At 74.9% G+C, this 21,393-nt stretch carries 16 protein-coding genes; 6 read left to right on the forward strand and 10 right to left on the reverse strand.

Annotation, left to right across the window (positions count from 1 at the left end):
- Window positions 1–129: 129 nt before the first annotated feature.
- The 3 genes from ACGF15_RS03610 to ACGF15_RS03620 form a co-directional block, all read right to left on the reverse strand.
- Window positions 130–519 (reverse strand): DUF4440 domain-containing protein, encoded by a 390-nt coding sequence (locus ACGF15_RS03610; RefSeq protein ID WP_392796795.1) that lies wholly within the window; start codon window positions 517–519, stop codon window positions 130–132.
- The gene (locus ACGF15_RS03615; protein WP_392796796.1) at window positions 512–862 is read right to left on the reverse strand and encodes a hypothetical protein; all 351 of its coding nucleotides are present in this window, start codon (window positions 860–862) and stop codon (window positions 512–514) included. Before ACGF15_RS03615 ends, ACGF15_RS03610 begins: the two co-directional genes overlap by 8 nt.
- Before the next feature lie 317 nt (window positions 863–1,179).
- Window positions 1,180–2,394, reverse strand: a complete 1,215-nt coding sequence (locus ACGF15_RS03620; RefSeq protein ID WP_392796797.1) for a S8 family peptidase — start codon at window positions 2,392–2,394, stop codon at window positions 1,180–1,182.
- Window positions 2,395–2,811: 417 nt separating this feature from the next.
- On the opposite strand from ACGF15_RS03620, the gene ACGF15_RS03625 reads away from it, so the two are divergent.
- Window positions 2,812–5,061, forward strand: a complete 2,250-nt coding sequence (locus ACGF15_RS03625) for an MMPL family transporter (protein ID WP_362609485.1) — start codon at window positions 2,812–2,814, stop codon at window positions 5,059–5,061.
- A 157-nt stretch (window positions 5,062–5,218) separates the two neighbouring features.
- Here ACGF15_RS03625 and mgt read toward each other — a convergent pair whose 3' ends face one another.
- The gene (mgt, locus tag ACGF15_RS03630) at window positions 5,219–6,436 is read right to left on the reverse strand and encodes a macrolide-inactivating glycosyltransferase (protein WP_392796798.1); all 1,218 of its coding nucleotides are present in this window, start codon (window positions 6,434–6,436) and stop codon (window positions 5,219–5,221) included.
- 184 nt (window positions 6,437–6,620) lie between these two features.
- Here mgt and ACGF15_RS03635 point away from each other — a divergent pair, with 184 nt between their 5' ends.
- The gene (locus ACGF15_RS03635; RefSeq protein ID WP_392796799.1) at window positions 6,621–7,481 is read left to right on the forward strand and encodes a phosphotransferase; all 861 of its coding nucleotides are present in this window, start codon (window positions 6,621–6,623) and stop codon (window positions 7,479–7,481) included.
- 67 nt (window positions 7,482–7,548) lie between these two features.
- Here the strand turns inward: ACGF15_RS03635 and ACGF15_RS03640 are convergent, their stop codons facing one another.
- The 3 genes from ACGF15_RS03640 to ACGF15_RS03650 all read right to left on the reverse strand — a co-directional run bounded on the left by ACGF15_RS03640 (window position 7,549) and on the right by ACGF15_RS03650 (window position 10,105).
- Complete coding sequence (locus ACGF15_RS03640) at window positions 7,549–8,262, reverse strand: exonuclease domain-containing protein (protein ID WP_392796800.1); 714 nt, start codon at window positions 8,260–8,262, stop codon at window positions 7,549–7,551.
- A gap of 144 nt (window positions 8,263–8,406) precedes the next feature.
- Entirely contained in the window at window positions 8,407–8,736 is a 330-nt protein-coding gene (locus ACGF15_RS03645; RefSeq protein ID WP_345609283.1) for a hypothetical protein, read from the reverse strand.
- Window positions 8,737–8,869: 133 nt separating this feature from the next.
- The gene (locus ACGF15_RS03650; protein WP_392796801.1) at window positions 8,870–10,105 is read right to left on the reverse strand and encodes an SAV2148 family HEPN domain-containing protein; all 1,236 of its coding nucleotides are present in this window, start codon (window positions 10,103–10,105) and stop codon (window positions 8,870–8,872) included.
- A gap of 374 nt (window positions 10,106–10,479) precedes the next feature.
- On the opposite strand from ACGF15_RS03650, the gene glgX reads away from it, so the two are divergent.
- Window positions 10,480–12,597: a glycogen debranching protein GlgX gene (gene glgX, locus ACGF15_RS03655; protein WP_345609287.1), complete on the forward strand. Its 2,118-nt coding sequence runs from the start codon at window positions 10,480–10,482 to the stop codon at window positions 12,595–12,597.
- 114 nt (window positions 12,598–12,711) lie between these two features.
- Window positions 12,712–15,189, forward strand: a complete 2,478-nt coding sequence (gene treY / locus ACGF15_RS03660; RefSeq protein ID WP_392796802.1) for a malto-oligosyltrehalose synthase — start codon at window positions 12,712–12,714, stop codon at window positions 15,187–15,189.
- On the opposite strand, the gene ACGF15_RS03665 is transcribed toward treY, so the two are convergent.
- Together ACGF15_RS03665 and ACGF15_RS03670 are read right to left on the reverse strand one after the other, a co-directional pair.
- Window positions 15,146–16,096: a cytochrome P450 gene (locus ACGF15_RS03665; protein ID WP_392796803.1), complete on the reverse strand. Its 951-nt coding sequence runs from the start codon at window positions 16,094–16,096 to the stop codon at window positions 15,146–15,148. The genes treY and ACGF15_RS03665 overlap by 44 nt on opposite strands.
- Window positions 16,097–16,257: 161 nt before the next feature.
- On the reverse strand, window positions 16,258–16,809 hold the full coding sequence (locus ACGF15_RS03670) for a DUF1707 and FHA domain-containing protein (RefSeq protein ID WP_345609293.1): 552 nt from the start codon (window positions 16,807–16,809) through the stop codon (window positions 16,258–16,260).
- Between the two features lie 317 nt (window positions 16,810–17,126).
- On the opposite strand from ACGF15_RS03670, the gene ACGF15_RS03675 reads away from it, so the two are divergent.
- On the forward strand, window positions 17,127–18,020 hold the full coding sequence (locus tag ACGF15_RS03675; RefSeq protein ID WP_345609295.1) for a GNAT family N-acetyltransferase: 894 nt from the start codon (window positions 17,127–17,129) through the stop codon (window positions 18,018–18,020).
- A 77-nt stretch (window positions 18,021–18,097) separates the two neighbouring features.
- Here ACGF15_RS03675 and ACGF15_RS03680 read toward each other — a convergent pair whose 3' ends face one another.
- On the reverse strand, window positions 18,098–19,471 hold the full coding sequence (locus tag ACGF15_RS03680; protein ID WP_392796804.1) for a GH1 family beta-glucosidase: 1,374 nt from the start codon (window positions 19,469–19,471) through the stop codon (window positions 18,098–18,100).
- 149 nt (window positions 19,472–19,620) lie between these two features.
- On the opposite strand from ACGF15_RS03680, the gene treZ reads away from it, so the two are divergent.
- Entirely contained in the window at window positions 19,621–21,366 is a 1,746-nt protein-coding gene (gene treZ / locus ACGF15_RS03685) for a malto-oligosyltrehalose trehalohydrolase (RefSeq protein WP_392796890.1), read from the forward strand.
- Window positions 21,367–21,393 lie beyond the last annotated feature (27 nt).

Here is a 21,393-nt window from a genome sequence, read left to right on the forward strand (position 1 = left end):
AGCCGGTGGCGCATCCGTCCGGGCCACTTGACGGCCGGTTCCCTGGGCCATTCCCCTCCCCCGAGGGGCCCCGTCACCGGGGCGGCGGCCCGCGTCCTGGTCAGTGCGCACCGTCCGGAGCGGGCCGGGTCAGTGCGCACCGTCCGGAACGGCCGCCTCGAAGCGGGTCGCCTGGTGGAAGTAGAGCAGCCACACGCCCTCCGTCAGACGCCATACCGAGCTGCGGTGGGCCCGACGGCCCCCGGACTCGGTGTCGAAGGTCAGATGCACCACGCTCTCGGCCAGTTGCGCCCCCCGCATCCGCGAGGCCGCGATCGGGCGGGGCGCGAGGGTCCGCCGTTCGCGCAGGGCCTCCATGATCGACGCACGGGTCCACAGCCGACCGGAGGTGCCGTACTCCTCGTACTCGGGGTGGAGGAACGCGGCGAGCAGCTCGGGCGAGGCCCGCACGACCGGGTCCAGCAGCCGCAACTCGGCCTCCATCGCCGCGTCCACCGCGTCCGGCCGCCGCTCAGCCACGGGCCGCCTCCGCGGGCTTGCGCACGAAGTTCCCATGGTGCACGAAGTTCCCATGGTGCACGAAGTTCCCGTGGCGCGTGGTGTTCCCGTGGCGCGTGGTGTTCCCGTGGCGCGTGGTGTTCCCGTGGCGCGTGGTGTTCCCGTGGCGCGTGGTGGCGACCGCGCCGGGGAGGGCGGTGGGCCCGGCCGGGGCCGCCGCGCGCACGGAGCGGCCGGGCCCGTCCGGGACGTCACGCAGGCCCGTGCCCGCCGGGGGCGGGGGCGGGGGCGGGCAGGCCCTGGGGACCCCCTTCGCACCGCCGACGTAGATCCCGCGCAGCAGCGCCGCGTAACTGGCTGTCATGGCCCATACCCTAGTGCTCCGGCAGCAGTTGACGGTCTGGCCTGCGCGGATGTCACCCGGTGGACGGGCGGGCGGCCGGGCCCGTCACGGACGGCTTCCGCCCGCCGGCCCCGGAGGAGCGCCTCGGCGGGGGCCCGGGACGGTGCCCGCGGTGCCGGTGCGGCCGTCCGGAGAAGGTACCGCCGGACGGCTCGCGGTCCGGCGGGCCGGGGCGCTCGGGGAGACGGGCGGACCCGCCCGCGGGCGGGCACGGGACGGCCGCCGTGCCCCGTGGGGGAGGGCACGGCGGCCGCCGGTCCGGTGAGGGGGAACGGGCCCTACTCGACGATCTTCAGCAGCCTGTTGGGCGTCCCCGGGGACGGGTCGGAGACGGCGTCCGGCGTGGCCCCGGCGAGGAGCGCCGCCGCGACCTCGGCGGGCGCGGAGTCCGGGTGGCCGGCGAGGTAGACGGCCGCGGCGCCGACCACGTGCGGGGTCGCCATGGAGGTGCCGGAGATGGTCCGGGTGCCCTGGTCGCTGTCGTTCCAGGCCGAGGTGATGTCCGAGCCCGGCGCGTACAGGTCCACGGCGGCGCCGTGGTTGGAGAACTCGGACTGGGCGTCCTGGTCGGTGGAGGAGGCGACCGTGATGGCCTCCTCGACCCGGGCCGGGGAGACCTGCCCCGCGTCGGCGGACTCGTTGCCCGCGGCGACGCCGAAGGTGACGCCGGAGGCGACGGCCTTGCGGACGGCCTCGTCCAGGGCCTCGTCGGCACCGCCGCCGAGGCTCATGTTGGCCACCGAGGGGCCCTGGTGGTTGGCGGTCACCCAGTCGATCCCGGCGACGACCTGCTCGGTGGTGCCCGAGCCGTTGTCGTCGAGGACCCGGACGGCGACGATCTCCGCCTTCTTGGCGACCCCGTGCGCCGCGCCGGCGATGGTGCCGGCGACATGGGTGCCGTGCCCGTTGCCGTCGTCCGCGGACCCGTCGCCGTCGATCGCGTCGAAGCCGTGGGAGGCGCGGCCCTCGAAGTCCTCGTGCGATATGCGGACCCCGGTGTCGATCACATAGGCCGTCACCCCCTCGCCCCCGCCGTCCGGGTAGGTGTAGGAGGCGTCGCCCGCGGTCGCGGCCTGGTCGATGCGGTCCAGGCCCCATGACGGCGGGTTGGTCTGGGTGGCGTCGATGGTGAACTTCTTGTTCTGCACGACCTTGTCGACGGCCGGGTCGGCGGCGAGGCGCCGCGCCTCGGTCTCCGACAGGCCGTTGGCGGAGAAGCCGTTGACGTCGGAGCTGTAGTCGCGCCGGAGGGTGCCGCCGTACTCCTCGGCGAGGTCCTTCTTGTCGGCCTTCTCGTCGGCCTTCTCGTCGAGCAGCACGATGTAGCTGCCCGCGACGGCGCCCTCGGCGTTCATGCCGTAGACGGTGCCCTCGGCCGGCGGGGCCGCGCCGGCGAAGGACGTCCCGAGGAAGGTCGCACCGGCCGCGGCGGCGACCGCGGTGGCCGCCGCGGTGAGCCTCGTCCTCGCGTTCGAGCGCTTGTGATGTGCCATGAAGAGGAGTCTCCTCGTCATCGTTTGTGTGGGGGGAAGGCCCCCGCGGAGAAGGATCTGCGGGGACTGACTCGAAACCCTGACCGATCGGCCATGACGGATCAAGGGCTTCATCCACCTCTGACAGCTCCCTCAAGGTTTCTTGACACAAACTCGACCGGACCCGCCCAGCTCCGCAACAGGCAGCAACGATGCCGGTGTCCGGGCGGCAGGCAGCGCAACTGCCGCTCGGTGTAAGGGACATGGGGCTTCGGACTCAGGGGTTGCCCCGTCCGCAGGGAGGACGGGCGCGCCCGCCGGGTCACCGGCTGGCACGACGAGGCGGCGGGGGCGGCTCCCCTACCGTCGTGGCGTTGTGGCACGGCGGCCTGGCGCCGCGCCGGTCGGCAGGCGGAGCACGGAGGGGACGAGCCCGGCATGGGGAGAGCTGAAGGAGGACCTCGCGGGTTCGCCGCGAGGGCGGGCGGCTGGAGCGCACGGCACCGGTGGGCCGCCGTGGGCATCTGGGTGCTGTTCGTGGTGGTGTCCGTGCTCGCCGGCGGCGCGACCGGCACCGAGGAACTGGGCAACGGCCAGTTGCGGGGCGAGACGACCCGGGCCGAACAGATCGTGGACGAGGCGGGCATCGTCGAACCGGCGGGGGAGAACGTCCTGGTCCAGGCCGAGGACGGCGCCCTGACCTCGCAGGACGCCGCCTTCCGCAGCGCGGTGGACGCGGTGGTCACGGCCGTGCAGGGAACCGGCGAGGTCACCGCGGTGGTGTCGCCCTACGACTCCGGGAGCATCTCCCGCGACGGGCGCAGCGCCCTGGTCGCCTTCGACATCAAGGGCGACCCCGAGACGGCACCCGACCGCGTGGGCACCGTCCTGGAGGCGGTCGCCGAGGTGCAGAAGGAGCACGCCGGGACGCTGCGGATCGAGGAGATCGGCAGCGCGAGCATGAACAGGACCTTCGACGAGGCCTTCGCCGACGACTTCACCCAGGCCGAGTACTCCGCCGTGCCGGTGGCCCTCGGCATCCTGCTGATCGCCTTCGGGGCCCTGGTCGCGGCCCTGCTCCCGGTGGTCCTCGCGATCACGGCCATCATGGCGACGATGGGGCTGATGGGCGTCGTCAGCCAGGTCCAGCCCATGAGCGACACCGCGAACTCGATGATGCTCCTGGTCGGCCTCGCCGTCGGTGTGGACTACTGCCTGTTCTACCTGCGCCGTGAGCGCGAGGAGCGGGCCGCCGGGCGGGACGCGCGCACCGCCATCCTGGTCGCGGCGGCGACCAGCGGCCGCGCCGTCGTCGTCTCCGGCGTCACCGTGTGCGTCGCCATGGCCGGGATGCTGTTCACCGGCATCGGCGAGTTCCAGTCGATGGGGCTCGCCTCGCTGATGGTGGTCGCGGTGGCCATGGTGGGCTCGGTGACCGTGCTCCCCGCGCTGCTGTCCCTCCTCGGCGAGCGGGTGGAGAAGGGCCGGGTGCCGTTCCTGGCCCGGCTGAGGAAGGGCGCGGGCGGCGAGAGCCGCTTCTGGACGGCCGTCCTCGGCGGTGTGCTGCGGCGCCCGCTGCTGTCGCTGGCCGTGGCGGGCGGGGCGCTGGTGGCCCTCGCCCTCCCGGCGCTCGGGATGAAGACCCAGAACCTGACCCTGGACCAGGAGTTCGGCGACTCCCTGCCCATCGTGGCGACCTACGAGCGGATCAACGAGGCGTTCCCGGGCGGGGCGGACCCCGCGCAGGTGGTCGTCAGGGCCCGGGACATCGACGCGCAGCCGGTGCAGCGGGCCATCGCCGCCTTCCGCGAGCAGGCCGTCTCCTCCGGCGCCTCCGAGGGGCCGGTGGAGGTGGTCACCGACGCCGGGAAGGACGTCGCCTTCATCTCCGTCCCCCTGGTCGGCGGTTCGGACCAGGAGAGGGCCGAGAAGAGCCTGCTGCTGCTGAGGGACGAGGTCCGTCCGGCGACCCTGGGCGCGGTGGACGGGGTGGAGGCGCCGATCACCGGCCAGGTGGCGGGGTCGCTGGACTTCAACGAGCAGCTCACCGGTGCGGCGCTGCCGGTGTTCGCCTTCGTCGTGGTCTTCGCCTTCGTGCTGATGCTGCTCTCCTTCCGCTCCCTGGCGGTGGCGGTGACCTCGATCCTGCTCAACCTGCTGTCCGTGGGGGCGGCGTACGGCATCCTCACCGCGGTGTTCCAGCACGGCTGGGGTGCCTCCCTGGTCGGTGCCGAGGGCGTGGGCGCGATCGTCGCCTGGCTGCCGCTGTTCCTGTTCGTCATCCTGTTCGGCCTGTCGATGGACTACCACGTCTTCGTGGTGTCCCGGATCCGCGAGGGCCGGATGCAGGGGCGGACGACCCGCGAGGCGATCACCCACGGGGTCGTCACCACGGCGGGCGTGGTGACCAGCGCCGCCGTGATCATGGTGGCGGTCTTCGCCATCTTCGGGACGCTGTCGATGCAGTCGATGAAGCAGATGGGCGTCGGCCTGGCCGTGGCCGTGCTGATCGACGCCACGGTCATCCGCGCGGTGCTGCTGCCGGCGGTGATGGCGCTGCTGGGCGAGGCCAACTGGTACCTCCCGGCGTGGCTGCGCTGGCTGCCCGAGCTGTCGCACGACGCGCCGGCCATACCCGCGGCGGCCGGGGAGACGCGGGGCGAGGAGCCGGCGCCGGTGCGGATCTGACCCCCGTGTCCGCCCCGGCGCCCGCGGCGCCCCGCCCCTCCCCACGGGCCGGGGCGCCGTTCTCCTCCCCGGGCGGGGCGCGCCTGCCGCCCGGGGAGGACGGGGCGCCCGCCGTCCGGGGCGGTGCGGTCGGGCCGCCGAACCGGCCGCATGGCGGTCAGGCCGCCGAACCGGCCGCGTGGTCGGCGAGTTCGGCCTCGACCAGGTCCGCCGCACGGGGCGCCCCTCCCTCGCGGGCCATCCCCCGGAGGATCCTCTCGAACCGCGCCGGGACCTCCGGGTCCCCGACCAGCGAGAGCACCGCCTCCCGCAGCCGCTCCGCCGTGGCCTCCTCGGTGGACAGCCGCCGGGCGACGCCCAGTCCGACCAGCATGTCCGCGTTGCCGAACTGGTCCACCGCCTGGGGGACCGCGACCATGGGCGTGCCGGTGGCCAGCCCCTCCTGGCTGCCGCCCGCGCCGGCGTGGGTGACGAAGGCGTCGGCCTGGCGCAGCACCGCGAGCTGGGGAACCCAGCGGTGCACCTCCACGCTCGGCGGCACCGCGCCGAGTTCCGCGGGGTCGACGTGGCGTCCGACGGACAGGACGGTGTGCCAGCCGGGCAGGTCCCCGAATGCCTCGACGCAGGCGCGGTAGAAGGCGGGCTGCTTGGTGAAGGCCGAGCCGAGCGAGACGAGGAGCACCTTCCCGGCGTCCGCGGGCCGCTCCCAGGTCCCCTGGCCGGCCCGTTCCCCCTGGCAGGAGCCGACGAAGGAGTGGACGGAGCGGTCGACCCGGTCCGCGTGCGGCTGGAGGGCCTCGGGGATCAGGACGAGGCTCCGGCGGGGCCTGCCGACGAAGGCGTCCGGGTGCCGGTGGATGCCGTTCGCGGCCAGCCAGGCGGTGAAGCGGTCGTCGTAGGCGCGGCCGCGGTCGGTGGCGCGCATCGGCGCGAGAGCCGGTTCGCCCACCTCCTCCTCGTACCCCTCCCAGGCGACCAGGTTCGGGGAGAGGGAGACCGCCGGAACGCCCCAGCGGTGGGCGAGCACCCGCGCCGGGTAGGAGGTGATGTCGTGGAGGACGAGGTCCGGCTCGTGCCCGGCGAAGGCGTCGGCGAGCCGCGGCAGCGCCTGGATCGCGTCGTCGAGGAAGAGTTCCAGGTGGTCGATGAGCTCCGTCCCCCACCGCTCGGGATCCTGGTCGGTGGGGAGGGTGGAGGGGTGGACCACGGGCCGGGCGCCGGTGGCGGCGACCAGGTCGGCGAAGGGGGCCGGAATCGCGTAGCTGACCCGGTGACCGCGGCGCACGAGTTCCCGGACGACCTCCAGGCTGGGATGGACGTGGCCCGCGGCGGCGATGGAGAACATGGCGAGGTGGGCGGGGGCGGCTGGTGTCATGCGCTCACCGTAGACGAGACGGAACGTCTCGTCTACTGGTTTCTCCCTCCCGGCCCGGATCGCCGGTGCGCCGCCCGCGCAGCCGGGCAGCGCCGGAGCCGCCGCCGCTGCCGGGGCGCCGCCGGCCGGGTGGGAGACTGGGCCGCATCGCAACGGGCGCGGTAACGGGAGCGGACGGGACGACATGGACGAGGCACGGGCACGCGGCGTGCTGGCCGCGGCGGGGCTGGCGTCGGGCGCGGAGCGCGCGGAACTGCTGGCGCTCGGCGAGAACGCGGTCTTCGGCACCGGCGGCGTCGTCGTCAAGGTGGGCAGGGACCGGGAGTTGCTGCCCCGAGCCGAACGGGAACTCGCCGTGGCCGGGTGGCTCGCCAAGGCCGGGGTGCCCGCGGTACGGGCCGCCGAGCCCGAGGCCCGGCTGGTGCGGGGCCACCCGGTGACGGTGTGGCGGCGGCTGCCCCCGCCGGTGCGGCCCGCCGCACCGGCCGACCTGGCCCTGCTGCTCCGCCGCTTCCACGCGCTGCCCGCGCCGCCGTTCGCCCTCCCCCCGCGTGACCTCCTCGGCGGCGTGGAGCGGTGGCTGCGACTGGCCGGGGACGCCGTCGACGCCGAGGACGCCGCCTATCTGCGCGAGCGCCGCGACGGGTTCGCGCGGGCCGCCGCGGCCCTCGTCCCCCACCTGCCGCCCGGCCCGGTCCACGGCGACGCCCTGCCCCGCAATGTGCAGGTGGGCCCCGACGGCCCGGTGCTGGTCGACCTGGAGACCGTCTCCCGCGACCTGCGCGAGCACGACCTGGTCGTGATGGCCCTCTCCCGGGACCGCTACGGCCTGGACCCGGCGGCCTACACGGCCTTCACCGCGGCCTACGGCTGGGACGTGCGCGACTGGGAGGGCTGCGCGGTGCTGCGGGGCGCGCGCGAGACGGCCAGCTGCGCGTGGGTCGCCCAGCACACTCCGGCCAACCCGGCGGCACGGGCCGAGTTCCGCCGCCGGGTCGACTCCCTGCGGCACGGCGACACCGAGGTGCGCTGGCACCCCTTCTGAGGGCGCACCCGCGCACGGGGCCGCGGGGCGGGAGCGGCCCGCCCGGCGGGCGTCCCGGGCACGCCCGTCACCGGCTCCGCGGGATGACCGGCCAGGCCGGCTCGACGACGGCCGAGGGGTTCGTGGTCCGGCGCAGATAGGACTGGAGCGAGGCCGACTGGGCGGCGGCCGCGCGCACCTGGAGGGCGTGCAGGTCCGCCGGGGACAGCGCCCCGACGGGGTGGTGGCGCTCCCCCATGCGCCGCACCACGCGCACGGCGGCCACCGCGTCCGCCCGGGCGTCGTGGGCGTCGTCGAGCGGCACACCGTAGTGCGCGCACAGGGCGTGCAGGGCGCGCTTGCCCTTGCGGTACCGGTCGACGTGCTTGTCGAGCACCAGGGGGTCGACGATCGGGGACGGCAGCACGCCCAGCCGTTCGCTGATCGACCTCAGGCCGTACCGCCGGCACTCCCGGTCCAGCAGGGACAGGTCGTAGCGGGCGTTCATCACGACCAGGGGCGTGCCCGAGCGCAGCACCTCGGCCACGGCACCGGTGATCTCCTCGACCGCGGACGCTGCCGGGACGCCGTGCTTCCGGGCGTGGCCGGTCGTGATGCCGTGGATCCCCGAGGCCTGCTCGGGTATCGCCACTCCGGGATCGAGCAGCCAGGTCCGCTCCCGCGAGACCGTGCCGTCCGGCTCCAGCCGCACGACCGCCGCCGTGACGATGCGGTCCGACTCGACATCCGTGCCGGTCGTCTCCAGGTCGAACCCGACGAGCGGTCCACCGTGCCAGGACATGACGCCCCCCTCCTCCACGAGCGCGGTGCGCCCCGATGGATCCTCACCCTCGCACGCCGCACTGACACCGCTGCGGGCCGGTCGACGGGCGCCCGCGCCCCGGCGCCCGCGGGAGGCCCCCGCCCGGGCGTGGCCCGCCCGTGCTCAGCGGCCGCCGTCGCGCAGCAGCCTGTCGACGGGGCGGGGCACCGGGTAGTCCAGCGAGTCCGAGCAGTGCCGCAGCCACCGCCGCCCCTCCGCCGGGGTGGCCGACCACGCCCGGCGCAGGGCGCGCCGGAGGCGGATGTCCGCCACGGGGCCGTGGCCCCGGACACCGCAGGGGATGCGCTGGCAGGTGTCGGCGATGACCTCGACCCTGCGCCAGTGCTCCCCCGCGGGAGGCGGCGCGCTCCGCGCGAGGGTCCTGATCTCGTCCAGTCCGGCCCTGGCGACGTCCTCGCACCAGCGCGCCACGGACACCCGCGTCCTGTCCACCGACCTCACCCGTCCCCCGGCACCGGTGGCCGGACCGCCCCGCGGCCCGCCGCGCGCACCCCCGGCGCGCGGTCCCGCGCGACCGGTGGTCGGCCGCCGCGCCGGGACCCACAGGGACCATGGTGCGCCCGGTTCAGGACACCGGCCGGGAATCGGCCCAGACCGACTCGAACTCCTCGCGATATGTCTGGAACAGACCCGTGTCGAGTTCCTGGTCGGAGCGCACCACCGCCCGCCCCCCGCCGCGGAGCACCAGCACGGGCGCCTCCATGCCGCGGGCCCGGCGCAGATAGGACTGGACGACGGCCAGCCCGCCGGGGCCGTCCCCGTCCACCAGGTAGGCGGTGAAGCGCGGGGTCTCGTCGAAGACCTGGATCTCGAAGGCCCCGGGGTCCTTCAGCCGGGCGCGCACCCGGCGCACGTGCAGGATGTTCATCTCCACGGTGCGGCTCAGCTCGCCCTTCCTGAGGCCGAGTTCCCGCTCGCGCCGCTTGACGGCGCTGCTCGCCGGGTTGAGGAAGAGGAGCCGGATGCGGCACCCGGACTCGGCGAGCCGGACCAGTCTGCGGCCCGAGAAGTTCTGCACCAGCAGGTTCAGGCCTATGCCGATGGCGTCGAGGCGGCGCGCCCCGCCGAACAGGTCCTCGGCCGGGAGCTGGCGCTGCAGGCGCACCCGGTCGGGATGGACGGAGACCACGTCGGCGTACCGGTCGCCCACCAGGTCCTCGACGGCGTCGACGGGGAGCCGCTCGGCGGAGGGCGCCCCGCTGCCGCCGCCGAGTATCTCCAGCAGACGGGCGGAGGCCCGCTCGGCCTGGGCGAGGACGGCCTCGTTGAGGGCGCGGTTGCGCGAGACGACGTTGCGGGCGACCTCCAGCTCGTCCAGGGCGAGCTCGACCTCCCGGCGGTCGTCGAAGTAGGGCTCGAAGCAGGGCCAGTGCTGCACCATCAGCTCGCGCAGCTGGGGCAGGGTCAGGAAGGACAGGACGTTGTCGTCCGCCGGGTCCAGCAGATAGCCCTTGCGGCGGGAGACCTCCCGCACGGCGACCGCGCGCTGCACCCACTCCTGACCGGCGGGTCCCGCCGCCGCCACCACCCAGTCCTCGCCGTGCACCGGGTCGTACACCGGCCGCAGGACCGCGGCGACCACGGATCTCAGCCGCTGCTCCACCAGATTCAGCCAGATGTAGGCCCGGCCGGCCCGCTGGGCGCGCGTGCGGACCTCGCTCCAGGCGTCCGCCCCCCACTCCAGCTCCGCCCCGATCTCGATCGGCCGCGCGAGCGAGACCGCACCTGGCGGGATCTCGGCGGAGTCCTCTCCCTCGTGACCCGCGTCACCGGGGGGTAGCTCCAGCCCTCCCGAGCTCACCCACGCACCGCCTTCTGCTCCTGCTACGCCGATCTTGACGATCAAGGAGCCTACTCCGGGAGCGGGATCCGGTGCAGCCCGATGGCAGGGCTTGTTTATCAACTCCCCTGATTGTGACGACCGTTCCGGGCAGGTCGGGCGGGATCCGTGAGCGGATTCACGGACGTCGGCGCCGCCCCGGCACCCCTCGGCGGGGCGGCTCCCGGACGGGGCGCACGGGGCGGCCGCGCCCGGACGGGCAGGGGGCGGGCGGCGGCACCGGGTTGACCCGGACGACCGGAATGTCGAAGGTCCTAGGAGCTTGCCCCGATTTGGGGGAGGATCTTGGCCGATAGTTCCCCGTACCCCGGATCAGAAGTGGAAGAGTCGTATCTATGCAGGTCTGGCCGGGACAGGCGTACCCACTCGGTGCCACGTACGACGGCGCCGGAACCAACTTCGCGGTGCACTCCGAGGCCGCTCGGCGGATCGAGCTGTGCCTGCTGCACGACGACGGCTCGGAGACGGCCGTCGAGCTGCGCGAGACGGACGCGTTCGTCCGGCACGCCTACCTGCCGGGGGTGATGCCCGGGCAGCGCTACGGCTTCCGGGTCCACGGCCCGTACGCGCCGGAGAAGGGGCAGCGCTGCAACTCGGCGAAGCTGCTGCTGGACCCCTACGCGCGGGCCGTGAGCGGTTCGGTCGACTGGAACGAGTCGGTCTACGGCTACCATTTCGGCCGCCCGGACTCGCGCAACGACCTGGACTCGGCACCGCACACGATGTCCTCGGTGGTCGTGAACCCCTACTTCGACTGGGGTGACGACCGCCCGCCGCGCACCGACTACCACCGCACGGTGATCTACGAGGCGCACGTCAAGGGCCTGACGATGCTCCATCCGGAGCTGCCGCCGGAGCTGCGCGGCACCTATGCGGGGCTGGCCCATCCCGCGGTGATCTCGCACCTGACCGAACTGGGGGTGACGGCGATCGAGTTGATGCCGGTGCACCAGTTCGTCAACGACCACCGGCTGGTCGACGCGGGCATGGGCAACTACTGGGGCTACAACACGATCGGCTTCTTCGCCCCGCACAACGCCTACGCCTCCTGGGGGGACCGGGGGGAGCAGGTGCTGGAGTTCAAGCAGGCGGTCAGGGCACTGCACCAGGCGGGCATCGAGGTGATCCTGGACGTCGTCTACAACCACACGGCGGAGGGCAACCACCTGGGGCCCACGCTGTCGTTCCGCGGCCTGGACAACGAGTCGTACTACCGGCTGACCGAGGACCGCCGCTACTACATGGACACCACCGGCACGGGGAACTCCCTGCTGATGCGCAGTCCGCACGTGCTCCAGCTGATCATGGACTCGCTGCGGTACTGGGTGACCGAGATGCACGTGGACGGCTTCCGCTTCGACCTGGCCGCCACCCTCGCACGCCAGTTCCACGAGGTGGACCGGCTGTCCTCGTTCTTCGACCTGGTGCAGCAGGACCCCGTGGTCAGCCAGGTCAAGCTGATCGCCGAGCCCTGGGACGTGGGAGAGGGCGGCTACCAGGTCGGCAACTTCCCGCCGCTGTGGACGGAGTGGAACGGCAAGTACCGCGACTGCGTGCGCGACCTGTGGCGGGGCGAGCCGCGGACGCTGGCGGAGTTCGCCTCCCGACTGACGGGCTCCTCGGACCTCTACCAGGACGACGGGCGGCGCCCGCTCGCCTCGATCAACTTCACCACCTGCCACGACGGCTTCACCCTGAACGACCTGGTCTCCTACAACCACAAGCACAACGAGGCCAACGGCGAGTCCAACCGCGACGGGGAGAGCCACAACCGCTCGTGGAACTGCGGAGCGGAGGGGGAGACCGAGGACAAGGGCGTGAACGAGCTGCGCGAGCGCCAGATGCGCAACTTCATCGCCACCCTGATGCTCTCCCAGGGCGTGCCCATGCTCAGCCACGGCGACGAGTTCGCCCGCACCCAGCACGGCAACAACAACGCCTACTGCCAGGACAACGAGCTGGCCTGGGTGCACTGGCCCGAGCCGGGCTCGGAGGAGGGGCCGCTGCTGTCGTTCACCAAGACGATGGTGTGGCTGCGGCGCGACCACCCCGTCTTCCGGCGGCGGCGGTTCTTCCACGGACGCCCGGTGGAGGGCACCCACGACGAGCTGACCGACATCGCCTGGTTCACCCCCCGCGGCGAGGAGATGGTGCAGCGGGACTGGCAGGCGGCCCACGCCAAGGCGCTGTCGGTGTTCCTGAACGGCCATGCGATCTCCGAGCCGGGTCCGCGCGGCGAGCGGATCTCCGACGACTCCTTCCTCCTGATGTTCAACGCGAGCGCGGAGGACCTGGACTTCACCGTTCCGGTGAACCACGGCGAGGAGTGGCAGGTCATCGTGGACACGGCGAAGGCCGACGGGATCCTGCCCGGGCAGGGCCCGAAGGCGACCGCAGGAGAGTCGCTGCGCCTGGTGGCGCGGAGTCTGACGGTGCTGCGCCGCCCCGCGTAGCAGGTGCCCGGTGGCGGTTCCCGGTGGCGGTTCCCGGTGGCGGAACAGCACTCGATGGACCGAACGGGTGCACGGAACGGCACAGAACCGTTCACAGCGGGTACGTGTGTTCGCATGACACCCACGGCCACCTACCGGCTCCAGCTCCAGCCGGACTTCACCTTCGCCTCCGCGGCGGCGGCGGTCCCCTACCTCGCCGCGCTCGGCGTCTCCCATCTGCACCTGTCGCCGGTGCTGGAGGCGGTGCCCGGTTCGGCGCACGGCTACGACGTCGTCGACCACGGCCGGGTGCGGGCGGAACTCGGCGGCGAGGAGGGGCTGCGCGCCCTGGCGCGGACCGCCCGGGCGCACGGCCTCGGACTGGTGGTGGACATCGTGCCGAACCACATGGCGGCCGTCCCCCGCCACAACCGGGCCTTCCGCGAGGTGCTGCGCGAGGGCCCCTCCTCCCCCTACGCCCGCTGGTTCGACATCGACTGGTCGGCGGGGGACGGCAGGGTGCTCCTGCCGGTGCTCCCCGGGCGCCTGGGCGCCGAACTCGACCGGCTGCGGGTCGAGGGCGGGGAGCTGCACCACGGGGAGCAGCGCTTCCCCCTGCGGGAGTCCACGGCGCATCTGCCGCTGGGGGAGCTGCTCGACGCCCAGTGGTACCGGCTCGCCTGGTGGCGGCTGGCCCGCACGGAGCTCAACTACCGGCGCTTCTTCACCGTCTCCGACCTGATCGGCGTCCGCGTGGAGGACCCGGCGGTCTTCGAGGCCACGCACGCCAAGATCCTTCAGCTGGTGCACGACGGCGTCGTCGAGGGACTGCGCGTGGACCACCCCGACGGGCTGGCCGACCCGGAGGGCTATCTGCGCCGGCTGCACGAGGCCGCGGGCGCGTCCTGCTGGATCGTCGTGGAGAAGATCCTCACCGGCCCCGAGCGCCTCCCGTCCGGCTGGCCCGTCGCCGGGACCACGGGGTACGACGCGCTGCACCGCGTCGACGGGCTGTTCACCGACCCTCAGGGGCTGCGCCGGCTGATCGGCGCCTACCGCGACACCACCGGGGTCGAGGACGGGCTGGGCGGGCGATGGGAGGCGACCGTGCGCCGGGCCGCGTACGAGGTGGTGACCCATGAACTGGCCGCGGAGACGGCGACCCTGGTGCGGCTCGCCGAGCGGATCTGCTCCGCCGACGTGCGGCTCGCGGACCTGGCGCCGTGGGCCCTCGGCACCGCCCTGCGCGAGCTCCTGGTGCGGGTGCCGGTCTACCGCCCCTACCGGGTCGGGGAGGAGGAGGCGCTGCCGGAGGAGGCGGCGCGCGCGGCGCGCGCGGTGTTCACCGTGGAGGAGGAGGCCGCGGCCGTGGACGCCGTCCGCGACCTGGCGCTCGGCAGGCTGGGCGACGGCCCGGACCACGTACGCTTCCGGGCGCGGTTCGCCCAGACCTCCTCGGCGCTGCGGGCCAAGTCGGTGGAGGACACCGCCTTCTACCGCTACGCCCCCCTGATCTCGGCCAACGAGGTCGGCGGGGACCCGGGGGACCCGGCCGTCGCCCCGGCGGCCTTCCACCGCTTCTGCGGCCGCCTCGCCGAGGACTGGGCCGCCACCGGCACGGTGCTGACGACGCACGACACCAAGCGCAGCGCCGACGTCCGCGCACGTATCGCGGTGCTGTCGGAGTGCCCGGAGCGGTGGACCGCCTTCCTCGAGGGCATCGCCTCCGACGTCCCGGCGCCGGACCCGCAGCTCGCCTGGGTCGCCTGGCAGACGGCCGTCGGGCTCGGCACCCCGGACGCGGACCGGCTGGAGGGGGCGCTGCTCAAGGCCGTCCGCGAGGCGGGGGTGCGCACCAGCTGGACGGAGGCCGACCCGGCGTACGAGAAGGCGGTCTCGGCCTTCGTCGGCGCGGGGCCCGCCGGAGCGGGACGGGAGGCGGTGGCGCGGCTGGTGGCCGGACTCGCGCCGCATGTGCGGGCGAACGTGCTGGGCGCCGCCCTGCTGCACCTGACCATGCCCGGGGTACCGGACGTCTACCAGGGGTCGGAAGGCGAGTTCCTGGCCCTGGTGGACCCGGACAACCGAGCCCCCGTCACCTTCCCTGCCGTCGCGGAGGCCGGTGCCGGGCCGGACGGGGGCCCGGCGGGTGCCGCCCCCGCAGCGTCCGCACCGGGGCCCGCGGGCCCGGCCCGTTCCGCGCCGGGAAGCGCGCCGGTCACCGGCCCGGGCGCCGGCTCCGAGCTCGGTGCGGAGAAGCTGGCGCTGACGGCGGCGGCACTGCGGCTGCGCCGCGAGCGGCCGGAGTCCTTCGGTCCCGGCGCGGGGTACGCGCCACTGGCGGCCGAGGGGCCCGCGGCCGACCACTGCGTCGCCTTCCACCGGTCGGGCGCGGTCGTCACCGCCGTGACCAGGCTGTCGATGCGCCTGGCCCGGCGCGGCGGCTGGAACGGCACGAGCCTGCCCCTGCCGCCCGGCGACTGGGTCGATCTGCTCGGCGGCGGACGCCGGTTCGCCGGGGGCGCGGTGGACCTGGCCGAGTTGTTCGGGCGGCGCCCGGTGGCGCTCCTCAGCCGCGCGGACGCACCAGCAGCGTCTTCGGGGAGCGGGTGATCAGACCGCTGGAGACGGGGCGGAAGCCCTCCGCCCACCGGATGCGCGGCATGGCCGCCATCAGCGCCCGCAGCCCGTACTCCGCCTCCATGGCGGCGAGGCCCACCGCCGGGCAGCCGCCCAGTCCGTAGGTCAGCTGCCCGGGGTCGCCGCGGAGCATGTCGAAGCGGTCGGGGTCGCGGAACCGCTCCGGGTCCCGGCCCGCGGCCCCGATCAGGCAGGCCACCGTGGCACCGGGCGGCAGCGTCCCCCCGCTGAGGGCGACCTTGGCGGCGGTCCGGCGGATGACCACGAGGACGGGCGGGTCGCGCCGCAGGGACTCCGTCCAGGCCCTCGGTATCAGCCGGGGCTCCGCGCGCAGCGCCGCGACCCGGTCCGGGTGGTCGAGGACGTTGGCGAGGAACGAGGCCAGTGCCTTCTCCCGCACGGGCACCTGGGCGACGCACCGCCCGGCGAGCAGGGCGCGCCCGGCGTTCCTGCCGCGCACCCCGACGGCGCCCGAGGGCAGCCACCGGCAGAACTCCTCGACCAGGTCCGCCTGCGGGCGGTCGGCGATGCGCCGCGCCAGGACGTACGCGGTGCGCTCCACCACCTCGCGCAGCGCGCCCGGTACCGGGGCGGCGTGAGCCGCGCAGGCGGCGTCGCCCGGCCGGTTGCCGTGGGTGAAGCGGAGGTCGGTCAGCGCGGTGGCGACGTCGCGGTAGCGGCTCAGGAGCCAGGCCCCTACGGAGGCGTCGTAGGTGAGCGGGTGGTCCTCGCGGAGGCGCCGGTAGCCCTCGTAGAGCTCGTGCTCGTTGCCGGTCGGCAGCCCCGGCAGCAGGCTGACCCGGTACGAGGAGGGGCCCGGCGGAACGGCCGAGGGGCGGGGCGGGGCGGGCTCGGGCGTGGCATGGGTGTCCGCGTGCATCGGCAACTCCCCTGTCGCGGCCGCGGCTCCTCGGTGGTGCGCGGTCGACTCCAGGCCACCACCGCCGTCCCCGGACCGCAGGCCCCGTACGGCCGTTCGGGTGGTTTCGGAGGGTGACGGGCCGGGGCGGCGGTGCCCCCCGTCGCCCGGCCCGAGGAGGGTCAGCGCGCGGTCAGGCGGAACAGCACGTTGCCGAAGCCGACCATGTCGCCGTCCTGGACGACGATGGAGCCGGTCAGCCGGCGCCCGTTGACCGTGGTCCCGTTGGTCGAGCCGAGGTCCCGCAGCACCCACAGCCGCGCCTGGTGGCTCAGCTCGGCGTGCATCCGGGAGACGGAGTCGTGGGTGAGGCGCAGCCCGTTGGCCGGGTCCCTGCCGATGCGCAGCGGATGCGGTCCGGGCTCGGGCAGCAGCAGCGGCGGCAGCTTCTCCGCCTGCCAGGCCCGCCGTATCCGCACCGAGAAGGCGGACATCCGGCCCACGAGACCGTACAGGCCCCGGGAGATCCGGCCGTCCTCGGCGGCGAGGTCGGAGGTGAGCGCCGCCAGCTCCTCCGGCCTGCGCGCGGCCAGGACGAGCTCCATCCGCTGGACGAAGGTGTCGTGCGACAGCCGCCCCTGGGCAGCGCCCTCCCGCAGCACGGCCAGGGCGTGCTCGCGCTCGGCATCGGAGACCCGCACGGGGCAGGAGGGCAGCTCATGGGACGACGTCACACGGAGGATTGTCCGCCGCGGGCACCCGGGGTGTCCAGAAGAGCCGCCGTGATCCGCGGATCCCCGCCCGCCGCGCGGGAGTTCCGCCGCGGGGCCGGGGAGGCGGGTGCGGCGGGGCGGCGGGGCGGCGGGGCGGCGGGGAAATCCGGTGGACCGGGACGGGCCGCCGCGTCTACCGTGGCCGCGACGCCCTGGAACAGGAGAGGAGGCGAGTGCCGTGACACCCACACGATCCCCGCGCTCCCTTCCCTGCCGCCCGGCGTCCGCCGTCTGACCGGGAGCGCTCCGCAGAGCCTGTCTTCCCGGAGGACCCTCCCGTGACCCGACTGGTCATCCGTGCGCTCGACGCGCACGACGCCCCGCTGTTCGACACCCTGCCCGACCCGCTCGGCCTCGCCGCCGCGCACGCCCGCACCGTCCACCGGCCCGAGTGGAAGAGGGTGGCCCTGCGCGACGGCGTCGTCGTCGCCCGGGGGGCCTGGTGGGGCGGCCCCGACGACACCACCCCCGTGAACATCAACTGGTTCGACGTCGCCGAGGGCGAGGAGGAGGCGGGCGCCGCCCTGCTGCGCACCGCCCCGCACCGGGTGGAGCTGGAACTCGACCTCCCCGCCGGGTGGCGCGACTCCCCGGTGACCCGCGCCGCCGGGGAGACCCGGCTGCGGGCCGCACGGGCGGCCGGGTACGAGGTGCTCGTCGAGCGCTACCTCTACCACTGGACCCCGCGGTGCGGGCTGCCGGAGCGGCCAGGGCGGCTGCGCTTCCGCCCGGAGGCCGACGACGCGGTGTTCTTCGACGCCCTGCGCCGCATCCACTCCGACACCCTGGACGCCCACGCACGGCGCGCCATCGCCGAGGGCGGCCTGGACCAGGCGGCCCAGGAGGAGCTGGACTTCTTCCGCTGGTGCCCCTCGCCCCGCCGGTGGTGGCAGGTGGCCCACACGCCCGGCGGCGAGTTCGTCGGCATCCACGTCCCCGCGCACAACCCGGGCGGGCCGTGCATCGGCTTCATCGGGGTGGTTCCCGAGCAGCGCGGCCGGGGCTACTCGCTGGACCTGCTGGCCGAGTGCACCCACTTCCTCGCCGAGCGCGGGGCGCAGCTCGTCAAGGGCGCCACCGACCAGGCCAACGTGCCGATGGCGCGGAACTTCGCCCGGGCGGGCCACCCGGTGGTGGCCGAGCGCATCAGCCTCGTCCCGGGCCGCGGCTGAGCTGCCGGACGGGCCGCCGACGGCGGCCCGTCCCCCCGCGCGGTTCCCTGCCGGGACCGTCGCGGCGGCACCCGGCGTCAGGACGCCGCGCGGCCCTTCTGGGCCGCGATCACCTCCCGGTACCAGCGGTAGGAGGCCTTCGGTGTGCGCTCCAGGGTCGCGTAGTCGACATGGACGAGCCCGAAGCGCTGTGCCGCGCCCTCCACCCACTCGATGTTGTCGGTGAGCGACCAGGTGAAGTAGCCGCGCACGTCGACCCCGTCGCCGATGGCCCGGTGCAGGGACCGCAGGTGGGCGTCGAGGAAGGCGATGCGGCGGTGGTCCTCCGCCGCGTCGTCGTAGGAGCAGCCGTTCTCCGTGACGACGACGGGCGGCAGCCGCCGCCCGTAGCGCGCGTCCAGCCCGAGCAGCAGCTCGCGCAGCCCCTCGGGGACGACGGGCCAGCCGAAGCCGGTGCGCTCCGCCCCGGGGTACTCCCGCAGGCCGAACGGGAGGTCCCCGGGCACCGCGACGCCCCCGAACCCGGACGGCGCCCCCTCCTTCGGGGCTCCCACCACCATCGGGTGGTAGTAGTTCACGCCGTAGAAGTCGAGGGGCGCGGCGATCACCGCCAGGTCCTCCGCGACCGGACCGGGCATCAGGGAGGCGATCGCCCCGTCGGGGTAGGCGCCGGTGAGGAGCGGGTCCGAGAAGAGGTGGTTGGTCAGCGTGTCGTACAGCCCGGCGGCCGCCCGGTCCGCCTCCCCCTCCCCCGCGGCCAGCACCGGCGAGTGGGAGACGGCGATGCCGACCCGCCGCGCGCCCGCCGCGCGCAGCGCCCGTGCCGCGAGGCCGTGGGCGAGCAGCTGGTGGTGGGCGGCGGGCAGGGCGTCGAACAGCAGGCGCCTGCCGGGGGCGTGCTCCCCCAGGGCGTAGCCGAGGAGGGTCACCTCGGCGGGCTCGTTGAGGGTCATCCACATCCCGACGCGGTCCGCGAGGCGGGCGGCGACCGCTGCGGCGTACTCCGCGAAGCGCTCGGCCGTGTCCCGGTCCAGCCAGCCGCCCGCCTCGTCCAGGGGCAGCGGGGTGTCCCAGTGGTACAGGGTCGGTGCGGGTGTGATGCCGTGCCGGCAGAGCTCGTCCACGAGCCGGTCGTAGAAGTCCAGGCCGCGGGCGTTGACCGGGCCCCGCCCGCCGGGGACGACCCGCGGCCAGCTCACCGAGAAGCGGAAGGCGTCGGCGCCGAGTCCGGCGAGCAGGGCGACGTCCTCCCGGTAGCGCGCGTGGAACCCGGTGCCGCGCGAGGTGTCGGCGCCGTCCCTGATCCGTCCGGCGGCGGCGAAGGCGTCCCACCCCGAGGGGCCCTTGCCGTCGGTGTCCGCGGCCCCCTCGGTCTGGAACGCGGAGGCGGCGGCACCCCACAGGAAGCCGGGCGGGAACGCGGGCAGCGGCTCGTGCGGCGGCGTCGGCATGGGGAGTGACCTTAATGGCCCAAGCACCCCGCCAGAAGACCCCGGACTTGCCAGGATGGACGGGCACGCCCGGACCGGCGGCGAGGTGCGGTCCGGCGGGCGGACACGGGAGCGACGCAAGCGGCGACGACCACGAGGGGACGCCAGTGCTGCTGTTCGAGGTGTGGGCACCGAACGCCGAGGAGCGGGTGACGCTGTGGCTGGAGGGCGAACCGGTGCCGATGGAGCCCGCCCAGGGACGGGCCGGGTGGTGGGCCGCCGAGGCCCCGGCACGGGACGGCTCCCGCTACGGCTTCGCCCTCGACGGCGGCCCGGTGCGGCCCGACCCCCGCTCCCGCCGCCAGCCCGAGGGCCCCGACGGCACCAGCGCCGTGGTCGACCACGGCACCTACGCCTGGCGCCACCCGTGGCCGGGGCGGGGCCTGCGGGGCGCGGTCCTGTACGAGCTGCACGTGGGCACCTACACCCGGGAGGGGACCCTGGACGCCGCCGCCGGGCACCTCGGGGAGCTGGCCGAACTGGGCATCACCCATGTGGAGCTGATGCCGCTGTGCCCGTTCCCGGGGGTGCACGGCTGGGGGTACGACGGGGTCGCCCCCTGGGCCGTGCACGAGCCCTACGGGGGCCCGGCGGCCCTGAAGCGCTTCGTCGACGCCGCGCACGGCCTCGGCATCGGCGTCCTCCTCGACGTGGTGCACAACCACCTCGGCCCGGCGGGCAACCACCTGCCCGCCTTCGGGCCCTACTTCACCGACACCCACCACACCCCGTGGGGCTCGGCCGTCAACCTGGACGCCCCGGGCTCGGACGAGGTGCGCGCCTACTTCCTGGAGAGCGCGCTGGCGTGGCTGCGCGACTACCGGCTGGACGGCCTGCGCCTGGACGCCGTGCACGCCCTGGCCGACTCCCGGGCGCTGACCTTCCTGGAGGAGCTGGGCGCGGCCGTGGACGGACTGGCGCGGGACCTCGGGCGGCCGCTGTTCCTGGTGGCCGAGTCCGACCGCTGCGACCCGCGCACGACCACGCCCCGCACCGCGGGCGGCATCGGCCTGCACGCGCAGTGGAACGACGACTTCCACCATGCGCTGCACACCGCGCTGACGGGCGAGGCGCAGGGCTACTACGCCGACTTCGCGGCCGCGCCGATGGCGGCCCTGGCCAAGACGCTGTCCCGGGCGTTCTTCCACGACGGCACGTACTCGACGTTCCGGGGGCGCACCCACGGCCGCCCGGTGGACGTCGCCGCCACGCCCGCCCACCGCTTCGTCGGTTTCGCCCAGACGCACGACCAGGTCGGCAACCGTGCCCTGGGCGACCGGCTCTCGGCGGGGCTCACCCCGGGGCTGCTGGCCTGTGCGGCGCTGCTGGTGCTCACGGGGCCGTTCACCCCCATGCTGTTCATGGGCGAGGAGTGGGCGGCGGGGACGCCCTGGCAGTACTTCACCGACCACACCGACCCGGAGCTGGCCGAGGCCGTCCGGGCGGGCAGGCGGCGGGAGTTCGCCGAGCACGGCTGGCGGCAGGACCAGATCCCCGACCCGCAGTCGCCCGCCACCCGGGAGCGGTCCTGCCTGGACCGCGCCGAGCGCGCCCGGGAGCCCCACGCGGACCTGCTGGCCTGGCACCGGGAGCTGATCTCACTGCGCCGCGGCGAGCCGGACCTGACGGACCCGGACCTGGCGGCGCTCAGGATCGCCTTCGACGAACAGGGCCGCTGGCTGGCGTACCGGCGCGGCGACCTGCTGATCGCGGTCAACCTGGGTGCCGGGCAGGCCGAGATCCCGGTGGGCGGCGGCGGGCGGATCGCCGCCGCCTGGGGCAAGGTCCGGGTTCCGGACGGGGACGGGGTGCTGCGTCTGTCGCCGGAGAGCTGCGTGGTGCTGGCGGGGAGCTGAGCGGGCGGCGGGACGGGGCGCCCGGGT

It is taken from the genome of Streptomyces sp. NPDC048001 (genome assembly GCF_043203115.1).
Taxonomy (GTDB): Bacteria; Actinomycetota; Actinomycetes; order Streptomycetales; family Streptomycetaceae; genus Streptomyces; species Streptomyces sanyensis.